Genomic DNA, 15916 nt, shown 5'->3' with positions numbered 1-15916 from the left:
CGCGCGGTCGCGGTTGCCCGCTCCCCTTCCCGGTCACCGGACGCTCGAATCGCGTGTTCCCGGTCATCGCGCGCGCGAACTCGCCGCAACGTTTCGATGCAGGACCATCGACAGATGTCGAAAGTTGCACACGCCGACGTCGACCTGGACGGTCGGCGATACCAATTGCGCTGGCCCGCGCGGGCAGTCCCTAGTAGACGCGATGCTCGACGCCGGCATTGACGTGCCTCACGCGTGCCGCGAAGGGCGCCGCGGTTCGTGTGCGCGCCGGTCTGATCCTGTCGTGCCAGTCCCGGCCGGGCAGCGCCGACCTGCGCGTCGAATTCTGACGGCTTTTTCGTCCGCTCATCGGGAACGGCTTTGGGTCAGGCACGAACTGCGGTAGACCATTACTACGCCCCCCACACGTAAGGACGACGAGATGACCGAGCGGGTACTCGACCAGGTAATGGCCATGGCCGACCAGTTGCGCGACCAGGCCGCCGAAGCCGAACGGATCGGCCGGCTCACCGACGACACGGTCAAACTGATGAAGGGTGCGGGCCTGATCCGGATGCTGCAGACCAAGCAATACCACGGGTTCGAGGTTCACCCTCGTGAGTTCGCCGAGACGACCATGGCTACCGCGGCGCTGGACCCGGCGGCCGGCTGGATCGTGGGGGTGGTGGGCGTGCACCCCTACCAATTGGCCTACGCGGACCCGAAAGTGGCCGCCGAAATCTGGGCCGACGACGTCGACACCTGGATGGCCTCCCCCTACGCGCCGCAGGGGGTGGCCAGGCCCGTCGATGGCGGCTACATCTTCAACGGCCGCTGGCAATTCAGCTCGGGCACCGACCATTGCGACTGGATCATCCTGGGCGCGATGCTCGGCGACGACAAGGGCATCCCGTTGATGCCGCCGCAGATGTTGCACATGATCCTGCCCCGCAAGGACTACGAGATCGTCGAGGATTCGTGGAACGTGGTGGGGCTGCGCGGCACCGGCTCCAAGGACGTCATCGTCAAAGACGCGTTCGTCCCGGCCTACCGCACCATGGATGCGACGAAGGTGATGGACGGCACCGCCCAGCGCGAGGCCGGCATGACGGAGCCGCTGTATTTGATGCCGTGGTCGACGATGTTCCCCCTTGGCATCTCGGCGGCCACGATCGGCATCGCCGAGGGGGCGCTGGCCGCGCACCTGGACTACCAGCGCGAGCGCGTCGGCGCCACCGGAACCGCGATCAAGGACGACCCCTACGTCATGCACGCCATCGGCGAGGCCGCGGCCGACATCAACGCCGCCCGCCAGGAGCTGCTGGCCAACGCCGATCGCATCTACGACATGGTGGCCGCGGGCAAGGAGGTGTCCTTCGCCGACCGGGCGGCGGGCCGCCGCACGCAGGTTCGCGCGGTGTGGCGCGCGGTTGCGGCGGTCGACGAGATCTTCGCCCGCTCGGGCGGCAACGCGGCGCGAATGGACAAGCCACTGCAGCGCTACTGGCGCGACGTGCACGTCGGCCATCTGCACGCCATTCACGTTCCTGGCACCACCTACCACGCGTCGGCGCTGAGTTCGCTGGGAATCGATCCGCCCGAGGGTCCGCTGCGGGCCCTGATTTAGGAGTAGCCATGACCGACCTGAAAAGCCTTGGCTACATCACCATTTCGACCCGTCACATCGAACGGTGGCGGCAGTTCGCCTTCGGCGTCCTCGGTTTCGCGGAAGGCAAGGGGCCCGACCCGTCGGCGCTGTACCTGCGGATGGACGAGCGCGCGGCACGGCTCATCGTCGTTCCCGGCGATACCGACCGGGTACTCACCATCGGCTGGGAGGTGCGCGACCGCCCGGCCCTGCAACGGGTCAAAGCGACACTCGACGGAGCCGGGGTCCCGTTCAAACAGCTGTCCACCGAGGACGCCGAGACCCGCAGGGTGGAAGATGTCATCACCTTCGACGACCCGGCCGGCACGACGATCGAGGTGTTCCACGGCGCCGTGCTCGACCACAGCCCGGTGATCACGCCGTTCGGCGCGAGGTTCGTCACCGGCGACCAGGGACTGGGCCATGTCGTGGTGCCCGCGATGGATCCGAACGGCCTGTTCGACTTCTACACCGAGGTGCTGGGTTTCCGTTCCCGCGGCGCGTTCCGGGTGCCGTTGCCCAAAGAGTTCGGCCCGATCCGGGTCCGCTTCCTCGGCATCAACGAACGCCACCACAGCATGGCGATCGTCCCCGCCATGCATCAGCGCGATCCCCGACTCGTCCATATCATGGTGGAGGTCGACACCCTCGACGCGGTGGGTCAGGCACTGGACCGCGTCAACGCCGAGGGCTTCCAACTGTCGTCCACCCTGGGTCGGCACACCAACGACAAAATGATCTCGTTCTACGTCCGCACCCCCGGGGATTGGGATATCGAGTTCGGCACCGACGGCATGCGGGTCGACGAAACCTATTACAGCGCCGAGGAAATCACCGCCGACAGCTACTGGGGTCATCAGTGGGTCGGCGAGATGCCCGCGGCCATGCGGCCATGACACCTGACACTGACGTCACGCCTCTGGCGGCCTCGTCGATCGCCTCGTGGGATGACGAGGCCGACGTCGTCATCGCCGGCTACGGGGTCGCCGGCGCCGCCGCGGCCGTGGAAGCCGCGCGCGCCGGGGCCGACGTCCTGGTGCTCGAACGCACCGGATCCTGGGGCGGCGCCGCGGCGATGGCCGGCGGCTTCATCTACCTCGGCGGCGGCACACCGCTGCAAAAGGCTTGCGGCTTCACCGATTCCGTCGAGAACATGGCCGCCTTCCTCAACGTCGCGATGGGACCGGGCGCCGACGTGGACCGGATCGCCGACTACTGCGACGGCAGCGTCGCGCATTTCGACTGGCTCGTCGGCTGCGGCGTGCCGTTCAAGGCGGAATTCTTCGCCGAACCGGGGTGGGAACCGATGGGCGACCAGGGCCTGATGTACAGCGGCGGCGAGAACGCGTACCCGTTCAACACGATTGCCACGCCGGCCCCGCGCGGCCACGTCCCGCAGATGTCGAACAAGAAGCAGGGCGAGGCCAGCGCGGGCTACATGCTGATGAAGCCGCTGGTTGAGACGGCCACCGCGGCCGGCGCGCGGGCGCTCTACGACGTGCGAGTGCAGCGCCTGATCGTCGAATCCGACGGCAGGGTGGTCGGCATTCACGCACGGCGGTACGGCACCGACATGTCCATTCGCGCGCGCCGCGGGGTCGTTCTCGCGACGGGCAGCTTCGCCTACAACGACGCGATGGTGGCGCGCTACGCGCCGCGGATCGCCGGACGCCCGGCCGCGTCCATCGAGCAGCACGACGGTCAGGCGATCCGGATGGCGCAGGCGCTCGGTGCCGACCTGGCCCACATGGACGCCACCGAGGTCGCGATCTTCGTCGACCCCCAGCAATTGGTGCGCGGCATCCTGGTCAACGGCCGCGGCCAGCGCTACGTCCCCGAGGACACCTACCCGGGCCGGGTCGGGCAGCTCACGCTATACCAGCAGGACAACGTCGCCTACCTGATCATCGACGACGACGCGCAACAGGAGGCGATGGCCTCGTGGTCGCCGAAGTTCATGCTCCGGCCGGCGACCTGGGTGGCCGACACCGTGGCCGAGCTGGAGCGCGAGATGGGCCTGGCCCCGGGTTCGCTGCAGGCCACCGTCGCCGCCTACAACGAGGCCGCCACTCGCGGCGAGGACCCGCTCCTGCACAAGAAGCCAGAGTGGCTCAAACCGATCGGCTCGCCCCTCGGCGCGATCGACTTGCGCGAGAGCACCGGCGGTTTCACCCTCGGCGGGTTGCGCACCAGCCTGGAGGCCCAGGTGCTGCACGTCAACGGCGACCCCATTCCGGGGCTCTTCGCCGCCGGCCGATCGACCGCCGGGCTGGCCGCCTGGGGATATGCCAGCGGCATCTCGCTCGGCGACGGCAGCTTCTATGGCCGCCGCGCGGGCTTGTCCGCAGCCCGCAGCTGAACCCACCACCTGCACTGGTTCGACGCCCGCCGCGGGGCCGCGACGGTGTCCGGCGGCGATCGTTGCGTGTCATGTGACAGCAGCCACACCATATGGTAAAAACAGATATTCCTAATAGGAATATACCAGCCAGATACACCGACGTTTTTGGAGGACCGCCCGATGGCCACGACCGCTGTACCCGCGGAATCAGCAACGCCCAGCGCCGTCATCGACCGGATCTCGCTGGTGCTCGACGCGTTCGACGGTCCGGGTCGCCTGACGCTGGCCCAAATCGTGCGGCGCACCGGACTGCCGCGCTCATCGGCCCATCGGATGCTCGAGCGCCTGGTCCAACTGCGGTGGCTGCGGCGCAGCGGCCGCGACTACGAGCTCGGAATGCGGCTCGTCGAGTTGGGCTCGTTAGCAGTGCACCAGGACCGCCTGGTGCGGGCGGCCAGGCCGCTGCTGGCGGAATTGCACCGCGCCACCGGCCTCGTCGTCCACCTCGCGGTTCTGGACGGCGCCGATGTCGTGTATCTCGAAAAGACCGGCGACCGAATGATCAGCGCGATCCCGACCCGGGTCGGCGGCCGTCAGCCCGCGCACTGCACCGCGGTCGGCAAGGCGATCCTGGCCTATGGCGGCGACGCGGCGCGCCGGGATATACACGTCGACCCGCAGTCCCGCCTGACCAGGTATTCGATATCCAGCAACCCGCAGCTGACGGCGGAGTTGGCCAAGGTCCGGGCCCACGGCGTGGCGTACGAACGCGAAGAGGCGCTGCTCGGCTTTGGCTGCGTGGCGGCGCCCATCGGGAGTCCCGGTGAAGCCATGGAAGCGGTGGCCGCAGTCTCGGTGTGCGGCCCGATGAATCGCATGAGGTTCGATCAACGGCTCGCCGCTCCGGTGCGCATGACCGCGATGGGCATCTGGCGCAACGTCGAAGACGGTCCGCAACGAGTCGCACCCACCCTGCAGCCGCTGCGGCCACTGCTCCCCCAGCGGCCCCAACATCCGGCACCGCGGCCGGCCCTGCAATACGCGTGAGCCTCGACCCGCAGATCGCCCCGGTCCTCGAGCAACTCGACGCCGGGTTCCCGCCCGTCCATGAGATGACCGGCGCCGAGGCCAGGGCGCTGATCAGGTCCCGGTTCGTGCCGCCGGCCCGGCCCGAGCCGATCGGTGCGATCGCCGAGCACTCGCTCGACGGCCGCAGCGGCCCGATCCCGGTGCGCGTCTACCGGCCCCACGCCGCCGGTCCGCTCCCCATCGTGGTCTACGCCCACGGCGGCGGATTCGTGTTCTGCGACCTGGACAGCCACGACGGTCTTTGCCGCGCCTTGGCGAATCTCGTTCCCGCCGTGGTCGTTTCGGTCGGCTACCGGCTGGCGCCGGAGAATCCGTGGCCGACCGCCGCCGAGGACGTGTTCGCCGCGACACGCTGGGCGGCCGACAACGCCGCCGCACTCGGTGGCGACCCGCACCGGCTTGCCGTCGGCGGCGACAGCGCCGGGGGCAACCTGGCCGCGGTGACCTCGATCATGGCCCGGGACCGCGGCGGCCCGGCACTGGCCGGCCAGCTGCTGCTTTATCCGGTGATCGCCGCGGACTTCGACACCGAGTCGTATGAGTTGTTCGGCCGGGGCTACTACAACCCGAAGCCGGCCTTGCAGTGGTACTGGGACTGCTACGTGCCGTCGCACGACGACCGCAGACATCCCTATGCCTCACCGCTGCGGGCGGACCTACGCGGCCTGCCGCGCGCCGTCCTGGTGGTCGCCGGACACGATCCTTTGCGCGACGAAGGATTGGCCTTCGGCGCGGCGCTGGAGCAGGCCGGCGTACCGGCAGTGTGCCTGCGTTACGAGGGCGGCATCCATGGCTTCATGACGATGCCGATGCTCGACCTCGCACACCGGGCCCGCAGCGAGGCATCGTCGGCGCTAGCCGATCTGCTGCGAGGGTAAGGCCTTGGGCCGCAACGGCTCCGTCGCGCCGTAGCGCTGCCCCGGATCCGGCGGCGGTCAACGGCAGATTCCCGGTGGTCGGGAGTCTCCCGCGGTGGGCCGAGCCGATGTCATACGGTCAGCTCATGCCCCACGGCGAAGTCTTCGTGATCGACCGGGTGGTGACCCGACCCGGATGCGCGCGGCGGTTCGTCGACACCTACCTCGCCGAATACGCTCCCGGCGCGCGCGAACGGGGGATGGCGTTGCGTGACATCCTGGTCAGCCCGCCGATCTGGTTCGCCGACTCCGACGATCAGGTCAACACCGTCACCGCGATCTGGACGCTGCCCAGTCCGCACGCGTGGTGGGCGATGACGTGGAAAGGCCGCCCGGACGCGACGCTGGGTGAATGGTGGGCTCGCATCGGCGAATTGGTGCAGGAGCGGTCCCGGTCCTTCGCCGCGGCCGCCGACGATGTCGACGGTCTGTGCGATGTATAGCGTCACGAGGCTGATCGACGTCGCCGAGCCCGAACGCGGCCGGATCCTCGCCGGGCTGCGCGCTGCCGCGGCCGCAGCCGCCCCGATGCGCTGGGTGGTGGCACCGACGCTGCCCGAATCGCGCAACGGCGGCGACATCCTGATGCACCTGCGGTTCGGCCATCCGGGCGAATGGGCCGCGGTCGCATCGGGATTCGACGATTTGCTGCGCGATCCGGCAGTTGTTCGCATCAACGGCGCCACCTATGTGGGCAGCCCCGCCAGCAGCGATCGGTCGGACAGTCCTGGCTCCGTTTACCGCACCCTGTTGTTTTCTGTGGTTCCCGGCACCGACGAGGCCGCCGTCGCCCGCTTCGAGGCCGACCTGCGGCTGATGCCGCGGTACGTGCGTACCATCACTGACTGGCAGCTGAGCCGGGTGGAGCAAACCTGTGGCGCGTCGGCGTGGACCCACGTGTTCGAACAGCTCTTTACCGACGTGGACGGGCTGATGGGTCCCTATCTGATGCATCCGATTCATTGGGCCCACGTGGACCGTTGGTTCGACCCCGAGTGTCCCGATGTCGTCGTGCGCGATCGCGTTTGCCACAGCTTTTGTCGAAGCGCTACGGCAGTCCTCCGGGGGAGCGGAGAGCCGGAACGGGTGCCGCATGGTTCGTGACCGGCCGATCGCGACTCGGACGTTCAGTCAGAATCCGGCGGGCGCGATGTTCGGATTGGCAGTCGGCGGCGGTTCCTGGGGTCGCAGCACCTCGCTCCCGTCGAGGCTGTGCACCGGCAACTGCTGCGACCAGGGATAGTGCAGGCTGAACGCGACCAAGCCGGTGCGCTCCGCGGCGGGCAGGTGGCACATCGCCAGCACCGTCTCGGCCAGGTACTCGACCGGCTCGGTCGGAAACGAATCAGGGATCAGTTGCGCCGCGCCGGGCGTGCGGACAGCAGTCGACGGCCCAACGCAATTGACCGCGATATTCGCGTCGAGCAGTTCGGCGGCCACCCCTTGCGTGAACCGGTGCAGCGCGGCCTTCATGGACGCGTAGATCACGTCGCCCGCGGTCTTGTTGTATTCCCGATACGGGCGGACGGGGGCGACGCCGGTGACCGAGCCGATGTTGACGATCCAGCCGCCACCCTGCTTGCGCATATGCGGCACAACGGATTTCGTCAGGACGAACGGCACGCGCAGGTAATGCTCGACGGTACGGTCGAACGTTTCCAGGCTCATGTTCTCGACCAGCGAGTAGTCGGCGAACCCCGCGTTGTTGACCAGGATGTCGATGCGGCCGGTGCGGGCGAGCACCGCGTCGACCAGGCCGTCACGCTGCTCGGCGTCCTCCAGCTCGGCCACGACGCCGAATGCCTGCCCACCTCCGGACTCGATCAAATCAACCGTCTCGGCGATCGTGCCGGGCAGAGTCGCGGCCGCGCCGGCGCGCGCAGACAGGGACGGCGTCTGCGAACGGGCGGTGATCGCCACAATGGCACCCTCGGCGGCCAACCGCTGGGCGATCGCGCGGCCGATCCCCCGGCTGCTACCGGTGACCAAAGCCGTTTTACCGGAGAGCAATTGGTTCATCGCAGCTCAAGATCCTGCTCGGCTGGAGCGCGATGGTCACGCCAGAAATCGACCAGCCGGTACGGGAACGCGGTCACGATTCGCCCCCCGCCGGAGCGGTAGTAGGTGTGTGCCGACGGGGTATGGCACCAGACCGTGCCGGCCATGGTCTTGTCGATGTCGGCGACGTAGCCTTCGTAGGCACGTCGCTTGACCTCCATCACGGATGCTTTGCGAAGCGCCATCAACTGCAGGCATTCCATGACGTAGTGCACCATCACCTCGACGCCGAAGTTATGGCCGGCACCGTGTCCGGGGCTGTAATTGGGCGCCGAAGAGATGAACAGGTTGGGGAAACCCGGCACCATACCGCCGCGGTAGGCGCGTGGAATGTCACCCCACTCGTCGGCCAGCCGCTTGCCGTCGCGGCCGCGAATGTCCACGTTGGAGAGGAAATCCAGGTAGTACCCGGTCGCATAGACGATGACATCGAGGTCGATCTGCCGGCCGTCGGCCGTCACCATGCCCGCCTCGTTGACCTGGGCCGGTTCGCTCGCCTCGACGTCGACATGCTCGCGCGCCAGCGCCGCGTAGTACCCGCCGGGATCGCGGATGATCCGCTTGCCGTAGGGCGCGAAGTCCGGCGTGACCTTGCGGGCGAGTTCACTGCCGGCACCGAAGACCCGGTCGATGTAGTCCATGCACATCCGCAACAGGGCGTCGTTGGCGGGTGAGATGGACAGGTGCTCGGCCGCCCAATCGGGATCGTGCAGGATCACCGGGTAGTTGTTGTCCGCGGTGCCCCAATAGGACTTCAGCCGAACCCAATTGGCGTAGAACGGCACCCGGGTGCTCAGCCACCGCTGGTGGGCGGGCACGTCGTCCGACAGGCGCCGCCGCGGCGCCACCCAGTGCGGCTGACGCTGGAAGACCGTGAGATGGGCCACCTCGTCCACGCACGCATCGACGATCTGGACCGCGGTGCACCCAGCGCCGATCACGGCGACCCGCTTGCCGGTGAGGTCCAGATCCGGATCCCATTCTGCAGAGTGAATCGACACCCCCGAGAACGTCTCTCGCCCCGCCAGATCGGGCCAGCGCGGCCGGTTGAGATAACCGGCGGCGGGGATCACCACGTTGGCGTAACTGACGTCACGGCTGCCGTCGGGACCCGCCGCGTGGATTTGCCACCGGTGCCGCTGCTCGTCCCACCACAGCGCTTCCACCTCGGTGCCGAACCGGGTGCGCTCTCTTAGCTTGTTCTTCTCCGCCACGGACACCAGGTAGGCCTGGTATTCCGCGCCCTGGGGGTAGTAGCTCGACCAGTCACCGTTGACGTCGCGCGACAGCGAGTAGTACGCCGACGGGGTGTCCACACCGATGCCCGGGTAGGTGGTGGTGTACCAAGTGCCGCCGACCTCGGCGTTGCGATCGAAGATCTGGTAGTCGATGCCGGCGTCCGCGCATGCCAGTGCGGCGGTCATGCCGGCGATTCCCGCGCCGACGATGACGACCCGGAAATCGGGGGACAGCTTGGCGGTGCGCGGCAGAACGGGCTGCGAGGGCTGAAATCCGCCCTGTTCCAACAGCAGCTGAAGGTACTCGGGGCCGACGGGTCCCCCGAGTGCCGCCGGGGCGATCCGGGCGAACAGGCCGGCGTCGTCGGCCGGCAGGGCGTCGGCCGGGCGCGGTGATTGCAGGGCCGCCACCACTGCCTCGACCAGCTCGGCGGCGGTCGCGGGGTCGGTCACGCCGGCCTGCTCCGGCGGGTCGGGCACGTAACTGATCTTCGGCCCGAACCGGTCGGCCACCGCCGGATCGCCGAGCAGTTGCGCGAGTACGGCGACCAGCACCCCGGGGTCGGCCTGCCGCAGGTTGGCCCGCAACTGGTCGGGATCCAGTTCCGCCCGTCCGGTGCCTTCAGTCGTCACGGGGACGCCAGCGCTCATGTCACCGAGTATCGGGGCGACCTGTTGCCGCGGGCAGGGCCTTGTCTACTCAGCGGGACGCCGGCGGCCCGGTCCAGGGCGATCGCGCCTACCGTGGCGGACATGCAGTCTCACGACCTGGACGCCGCGATCGCGCGAGCGCGCGGTCATGGACTCGGGGATATTCCCCGCCGGTCGGCACGGCGCCGGCCGGACAAGATCGCGGTCATCGACGGCGACGTGGCGCTGACCTTCGGCGAGTTCGAAAACCTAGTGGACCGCGCAACGGCCGCGTTGTACGACAACGGCTTTGGGGTTGGTGAGCGCCTTGCGCTGTTGGCGCACAACTGCTGGCAGTACGCGGTGCTGGCGTTCGCCACCGCGCGCGCTGGGGTGGTGCTGGTGCCGATCAACTTCATGCTGACCGCAGAGGAGATCTCCTACATCCTCGGTCACAGTCGGGTTAGCGGCTTCATCGTCGAAGGGGCCTTGACGCCGACGGCCGAAGAAGCGATGCGGCGCGGCGGGGCGGTCCGCACCAAAATCGCCCTGCTTCCGGCCGGGCACCGGCCCGTGCCCGGCTGGGACGACTTCGCGCGGTGGCTGAGCACCGCCACGGCAGCCCCGAGCCCGCACATCGAGGATGACCAGCTGGTGCGCCTGATGTACACCAGCGGAACCGAATCCCGCCCGAAGGCGGCCATGCACACCAGCCGCAGCCTCATGTGGCAGTACATGAGCACGATCGTCGCCGGGGAGATGTCGCACGACGACGTCGAGATCCATTCGCTACCGCTGTATCACTGCGCTCAGCTGGACAACTTTCTGGCCACCGACATCTACCTCGGCGCCACCAGCATCATCCTGCCGCGCCCCGACCCCGAAGCGGTGCTGCGCACGATCGACCGGCACGGCGTTACCAGCTACTTCGCTCCCCCGACGGTATGGATCTCCCTGCTGCGGTCTCCGGTGTTCGACGAAGTGGACCTGTCGAGCCTGCGCAAGGGTTACTACGGTGCCTCGCCGATGCCCATCGAGATCCTCGCCGAAATGCGGCGGCGGCTGCCTAATCTGCGGTTGTGGAATTTCTACGGCCAGACCGAGATGGCGCCGCTGGCCTCGGTACTGGGGCCGGATGAACAAGACGCGCACGCCGGTTCGGCAGGTCGCCCCGCGGCCAACGTGGAAACGGTCATCCTCGACGAGGAAGACAATCCCGTAGCCGCCGGCGTCGCCGGCGAAATCGCGCACCGCAGCCCGCATTTGATGCTGGGCTACCTGGACGACCGGGAGCGCACCGCCGCCGCGTTCAGGGGAGGCTGGTTTCATTCCGGTGACCTGGGCTACTACGACGAGCATGGCCTGCTGCACGTCGTGGACCGCAAGAAGGACATCATCAAGACCGGCGGTGAAAATGTCGCGAGCCGGGAGGTAGAAGAGGTTCTCTACCGGCACAGCGGAATCGAAGAGGCCGCGGTGTTCGGCCTGGCGCACCCGGTCTGGGTCGAGGCGGTGGTGGCGGCGATCGTGCTACGCGACGACCAAACCGCGACCGAGGAGGAGATCGTCGCCCACTGCCGGCAACACCTGGCGGGCTTCAAAACGCCCAAACGGGTCTTTCTCGTCGATTCCCTTCCGAAGAACCCCAGCGGCAAACTGCTCAAACGCCAACTCCGGGAGCGTTTCAGTTTCGAACAGCACGTATTCAGCTAACCGGCGCCTCGCCAAGCCCCGCTCGCTCGATAGGATTCAACCTCCGTGTACAAAGGCCGCATCGCCCGATTCGACAGGCCGGGAAAGCCCTTCGAAATCGAAACAGTCAGCCTGCCCCGCGTGAGTCCCGGCGAGATCCCGATCAAGGTGGGCTACGAGCGCGCTGCCGAGACGACGTGCACCGTCAACCGCGTGGACGCGGCAGTGCAACCGCCGGCCCACCGCTCCGCCGAGCACGGGCGGCGCATCGAGAAGTGGAGGACGCGCTGATGCTCCCCCGCCTGGTGCCGTCAGCCGGCGTCGACGCCGCGGCGACCGAGGGCTTGCGCATCGAGGTGCGCGAGTTCCTCGCCGACCAACTGGCCGCCGGGGCGTTCACCCCCTCGGTCGATGCCTGGCTGACGGGTTGGGACGAGAAATTCACCGCGGCGCTCGCCGCGCGCGGCTGGCTGGGCATGACTGTGCCGTCCGAATACGGCGGGCACGGGCGGTCGTTCCTGGAACGCTTCGTCGTCACCGAGGAGTTGCTGGCCGCCGGTGCACCCGTCGCCGCGCACTGGATCGCCGACCGCCAGATTGCCCCGTCGTTGCTCAAGTACGGCACGGAGCAGCAGAAGTCGAAGTTCCTGCCGCAGATCGTGCGAGGGGAGCGCTTCTTCGGCATCGGCATGAGTGAGCCCGACTCCGGCTCCGACCTGGCCAGCGTGCGCACCAGAGCCGAGCGCGTCGACGGTGGCTGGTCGCTGTCCGGCACCAAGGTCTGGACGTCGGGTGCCCACCGGGCGCACGCGTTCATCGTCTTGGCCCGCACCGCGGCGGTGGACACGGCGCATCGGCACGCCGGGCTGAGCCAGTTCATCGTGCATTTGCGCGGGCCCGGCGTCGAGATCCGGCCGATCGTCTCGATGAACGGCGCGCACCACTTCAACGAGGTGGTCCTGGATAAGGCCTTCGTTCCCGACGCCATGGTGTTCGGTGAGATTGGCAACGGCTGGCAGCAGGTGACCTCCGAGCTCGCCTTCGAACGCAGCGGGCCCGAACGGTTCCTGTCTACGTTTGTGCTGTTGGCGGCTTGCGCCGATCGCATGGCGTCAAACGCCGTCCCTCGCGACCCGAATCTGGGGCGGCTGGTGGCGCGCGTCGCCGGCGTGCATCAGATGTCCACCGCCGTGGCCGGCGCGCTGGAACGACATGACCCCGCGGACCTCCCCGCGGCGGTGGTCAAGGTGTTGGGCACCACTACCGAGGGCGACATCGCCGAATTCGCCGACCTGCAGGACTCCCCCGATTCGGTGTTCGCCGGCCTGGTACGTGCGGCCCTAGATCAGCGGCCCGGCTTTACGCTGCGCGGCGGTACCAACGAGGTATTGCGTGGCGTGGTTGCGCGGGGATTGGGCCTGCGATGACCACCGGGCCTTCCGTTGACGGCGCCCTCGTCGACATGATGGGTGCCGTTTTCGCCGGTTACCGCGAAAATCATCCGCCCGCCGCGGCGGTCCGGCGGGATCCGGATTTGTGGCGGCAGCTGGACGAACTCGGCCTGGTCCGGCTGACCGGCGACGAGCAGCAGGGCGGCAGCGGTGCCGCATGGACCGAAGCCGCGGAATTGTTGGCCGCCGCGGTCCGCCACGGCGTTCGAATCCCGTTGGCCGAGCACGATTTATTGGCATGCTGGTTACTGGACGCGGCCGGGGCACCCGCGGACGGCGCGGTTCGGACCGTGTGCGTGCTCGACAAACGGGGCGTCGCGACAAAGGTGCCGTGGGCCGCGTCGGCCGACCGGGTGGTGGTCGCGTGGCGAGCCGACGGCCAATACCGCGTCGCGGACGTCGCGCCCGAGATGCTCACCATCACACCGGATGTCAACCTGATCGGCGAACCACGAGACACCGTGGCCGCCGATCCGGCCGGGCTGGAAGGGACCGCGGTTAGCCTTACCCTCATCACCCAGCTACGGCTGAAGTCGGCGCTGGTGCGGTCGATCCAGGTGTGCGCCGCCCTGGACCGGATCCTGCAGCTGTGCGTCGACCACGCGACCTCACGTGCCCAGTTCGGCCGCCCGCTGGCGAAATTCCAGGCTGTGCAAAACCTGGTGTCCGACATCGCAACCGAGGCCGCGCTCGCCCGGGCCACCACCGAGGCCGCGCTCACCGCCGGGATGTCCAGTCAATGGACGGGACCGGATGTCGGTTTCCTGGTCGCCGTCGCGCGGTCGTGCGCCGGCCACGCGACTTCGGTGGTGGTGCGTAACGCCCACCAGGTGCACGGGGCCATCGGCACCACCCGTGAGCACCGGTTGCACGAATTCACCCGGGCCGCACTCGCATGGCGTTCGGAGTTCGGCTCGGTGCAGTACTGGGACGAACAGGTCACCGACGCGGCGCTGTACGCGAGCGCCGGCGGACTGTGGAGCCTGATCACCGGCTGAGGCCCAGACCATGTTCCACTGACCGGGCATTCGCGGTGTCAGCGAGACCACACCCGGAGTTGACTGGCGCCATGACGACCGACATCAGCCTGCCCGAACTTCAGGAGTTCATCGCCCGGTTCTGGCATGACTACGACGAGGCGCATTACGACGAACTCGCGGTCAGCTACGCCGAAGACGTGCACTACCTGACCCGAAGCGATTCCGGCGCCAGCCCGTTCGAGGAGTTGATGTCACCCGAACTGCGCGGCCGCGACGCGGTGATGGAATGGATGTCCGAGCACCGCAAACAGAGCCCCTACCCGTTGCGGCACCACGCCACCAACCTGCACCGCACCGGCGTCGACGGCGATGTCACGCGCGCCCGGTTCTACATCTTCGTCAACCAGATCGCGAACTTCGTGCCGTTCGCGGTGTCCAGCGGGGTGGTCGACGTCGGCGTCCGGCGCGGCGCCAACGGATTGGAATTCGCCGAGATGAACGTCATCCTCGACACCACCAACTCGGTCCTGTTGTCGGAGCTGAGCGCCGGCAGCGCAGCCGGTTCGTGAGCGTCCGGGACACCTTCTCGCACGGCGTCGCCGTCATCACCGGCGCCGGCGCCGGAATCGGGGCCGGGTTGGCCCGGTATGCCAGCCGGTTGGGCATGACAGTGGCGCTGGCCGACATCGACGCCGACGCGATCGCCGCGGTGCGTGACGAACTGTGTGCCGCCGGGGGTGCGGCGACGGACATCGTGTGCGACGTGCGCGACCCCGATGCCATGCAAGAACTGGCCGAGCGGGTCTACCGGGACCTCGGCCCAGCGCGTCTGCTGGTCAACAACGCCGGGGTCGAGCAGTTCGGCTACCTATGGGACACGCCGGTGCTCAACTGGCAGCGCGTCGTCGATATCAACGTCAGCGGTGTCTTCTACGGCATCAAGGCGTTCCTGCCCAAGATGATGGCCACCGACGAGCAGGCGTGGGTGTGGAACCTGTCGTCGGTCGGCGGTGTGATGGCGATCCCCTTGCAGGCGCCCTACATCATGAGCAAGCATGCGGTGCTCGCGTTGACCGAGTGCCTCTATCTCGAGGTCCAGGCGGCCCGGCACGACGACCACATCCATGTGCAGGTGGTACTGCCCGGTGCGGTGGTGTCCGACATCTTCGAATCGGCCGGTGGCGTCGACCCTGCGGGGGCCACCGACGCTGGTGCCGCCGAGTCGCAGCGGTCGGCGATGTTGGACGTCAAAGCCGCCGCCATGGATCCGCTGATGGCCGCCGAGGTGTTGTTCGCGCAGGCCGCCGAGGGTCGCTTCTATCTGCTTACCCAACCGGAGGCGGTTGGCGCGGCGATGGCCGAGCGCGCGAATGCGCTTGCCGCACAAAGCCGACCGATGCTGCGCGCTGAAAGCCGTTTCGGCCCCACCAAGCGATGACATGATGACTCCCGCTCTGGATCCCGACGCGGCCGCGCGGATCGCCTCCTTCGGCAGCGTCCCTTCGATGCGTGAGCGCGGCCTTGCCACGGTGCGCGCCGGACTCGAATCCGCCCCGCTGCCCGAGGCAATGCCCGAGATGGCGGCCGTCACCGACACCGCGATCCCCGGGCCTGCCACAGACCTCCCCGCCCGGATTTACAATCCCACCAACGCCTTTGGCGGCCCCGCACTGGTGTACTTCCACGGGGGCGGACTGGTGATGGGTTCCAACCATTCGTTCGAGCCGTTGGCACGCGAACTGGCGTTGGCGGCCGATGCCACCGTCGTGGCGGTCGAATACCGGCTGGCCCCGGAGGCTGCGCCGCCCGCCCAGTTCGACGACGCGTACGCAGCGACCGAATGGGTCACGCGAAACGCCGCGGATCTCGGCGTCGACGGCGACCGGCTCGCGG

The 15916-nt window shown here is 68.2% G+C and carries 17 protein-coding genes; 15 read left to right on the top strand and 2 right to left on the bottom strand.

All coding sequences use genetic code 11. The annotated features are described in order from the left end of the window. The first annotated feature begins 13 nt into the window (after positions 1–13). The 8 genes from BN4348_RS62775 to BN4348_RS40065 all read left to right on the top strand — a co-directional run bounded on the left by BN4348_RS62775 (position 14) and on the right by BN4348_RS40065 (position 7078). On the top strand, positions 14–385 hold the full coding sequence (locus BN4348_RS62775; protein WP_372514170.1) for a 2Fe-2S iron-sulfur cluster-binding protein: 372 nt from the start codon (positions 14–16) through the stop codon (positions 383–385). 36 nt (positions 386–421) lie between these two features. Continuing rightward, the gene (locus tag BN4348_RS40095; RefSeq protein WP_066912160.1) at positions 422–1606 is read left to right on the top strand and encodes an acyl-CoA dehydrogenase family protein; all 1185 of its coding nucleotides are present in this window, start codon (positions 422–424) and stop codon (positions 1604–1606) included. 8 nt (positions 1607–1614) lie between these two features. Further along, the gene (gene bphC / locus BN4348_RS40090) at positions 1615–2523 is read left to right on the top strand and encodes a biphenyl-2,3-diol 1,2-dioxygenase (protein ID WP_066912159.1); all 909 of its coding nucleotides are present in this window, start codon (positions 1615–1617) and stop codon (positions 2521–2523) included. Next, entirely contained in the window at positions 2520–3986 is a 1467-nt protein-coding gene (locus BN4348_RS40085) for an FAD-dependent oxidoreductase (protein WP_066912158.1), read from the top strand. Before bphC ends, BN4348_RS40085 begins: the two co-directional genes overlap by 4 nt. A gap of 162 nt (positions 3987–4148) precedes the next feature. Beyond that, entirely contained in the window at positions 4149–5015 is an 867-nt protein-coding gene (locus tag BN4348_RS40080; protein WP_066912153.1) for an IclR family transcriptional regulator, read from the top strand. Continuing rightward, a complete protein-coding gene (locus BN4348_RS40075; protein ID WP_066912150.1) occupies positions 5012–5935 on the top strand; it encodes an alpha/beta hydrolase in 924 nt (307 codons plus the stop codon). The genes BN4348_RS40080 and BN4348_RS40075 overlap by 4 nt, the downstream gene beginning before the upstream one ends. Before the next feature lie 125 nt (positions 5936–6060). After that, positions 6061–6417 (top strand): hypothetical protein, encoded by a 357-nt coding sequence (locus BN4348_RS40070; RefSeq protein WP_066912610.1) that lies wholly within the window; start codon positions 6061–6063, stop codon positions 6415–6417. Continuing rightward, complete coding sequence (locus BN4348_RS40065; RefSeq protein WP_066912147.1) at positions 6410–7078, top strand: Dabb family protein; 669 nt, start codon at positions 6410–6412, stop codon at positions 7076–7078. Before BN4348_RS40070 ends, BN4348_RS40065 begins: the two co-directional genes overlap by 8 nt. A 27-nt stretch (positions 7079–7105) precedes the next feature. Here the strand turns inward: BN4348_RS40065 and BN4348_RS40060 are convergent, their stop codons facing one another. Both BN4348_RS40060 and BN4348_RS40055 read right to left on the bottom strand, forming a co-directional pair. Then, positions 7106–7993, bottom strand: coding sequence for an SDR family NAD(P)-dependent oxidoreductase (locus BN4348_RS40060; protein WP_066912144.1), 888 nt, complete (start codon positions 7991–7993; stop codon positions 7106–7108). After that, positions 7990–9921 (bottom strand): flavin-containing monooxygenase, encoded by a 1932-nt coding sequence (locus BN4348_RS40055; RefSeq protein ID WP_066912141.1) that lies wholly within the window; start codon positions 9919–9921, stop codon positions 7990–7992. Before BN4348_RS40055 ends, BN4348_RS40060 begins: the two co-directional genes overlap by 4 nt. A 102-nt stretch (positions 9922–10023) precedes the next feature. On the opposite strand from BN4348_RS40055, the gene BN4348_RS40050 reads away from it, so the two are divergent. The 7 genes from BN4348_RS40050 to BN4348_RS40020 all read left to right on the top strand — a co-directional run. After that, complete coding sequence (locus BN4348_RS40050) at positions 10024–11613, top strand: acyl-CoA synthetase (protein WP_066912608.1); 1590 nt, start codon at positions 10024–10026, stop codon at positions 11611–11613. 120 nt (positions 11614–11733) lie between these two features. Beyond that, positions 11734–11883 carry a hypothetical protein gene (locus tag BN4348_RS40045; protein WP_167670449.1) on the top strand — a complete coding sequence of 50 codons (150 nt, stop codon included), beginning with the start codon at positions 11734–11736 and terminating at the stop codon, positions 11881–11883. Beyond that, positions 11880–13019 (top strand): acyl-CoA dehydrogenase family protein, encoded by a 1140-nt coding sequence (locus BN4348_RS40040; protein ID WP_066912606.1) that lies wholly within the window; start codon positions 11880–11882, stop codon positions 13017–13019. The genes BN4348_RS40045 and BN4348_RS40040 overlap by 4 nt, the downstream gene beginning before the upstream one ends. Continuing rightward, complete coding sequence (locus BN4348_RS40035; RefSeq protein WP_066912135.1) at positions 13016–14041, top strand: acyl-CoA dehydrogenase family protein; 1026 nt, start codon at positions 13016–13018, stop codon at positions 14039–14041. Before BN4348_RS40040 ends, BN4348_RS40035 begins: the two co-directional genes overlap by 4 nt. A 71-nt stretch (positions 14042–14112) precedes the next feature. Continuing rightward, complete coding sequence (locus BN4348_RS40030) at positions 14113–14592, top strand: nuclear transport factor 2 family protein (protein WP_066912132.1); 480 nt, start codon at positions 14113–14115, stop codon at positions 14590–14592. Then, positions 14589–15461, top strand: coding sequence for an SDR family NAD(P)-dependent oxidoreductase (locus BN4348_RS40025; protein ID WP_066912129.1), 873 nt, complete (start codon positions 14589–14591; stop codon positions 15459–15461). Before BN4348_RS40030 ends, BN4348_RS40025 begins: the two co-directional genes overlap by 4 nt. Before the next feature lies 1 nt (position 15462). After that, positions 15463–15916 (top strand): alpha/beta hydrolase (locus BN4348_RS40020; protein ID WP_142308797.1); only part of this gene is annotated, 454 nt, incomplete at its 3' end.

It is taken from the genome of Mycobacterium interjectum (assembly GCF_900078675.2).
GTDB lineage: Bacteria > Actinomycetota > Actinomycetes > Mycobacteriales > Mycobacteriaceae > Mycobacterium > Mycobacterium interjectum.
The sequence above is the reverse complement of the archived record's forward strand: the minus strand, read 5'-3'. Positions and strand labels throughout refer to the sequence as shown.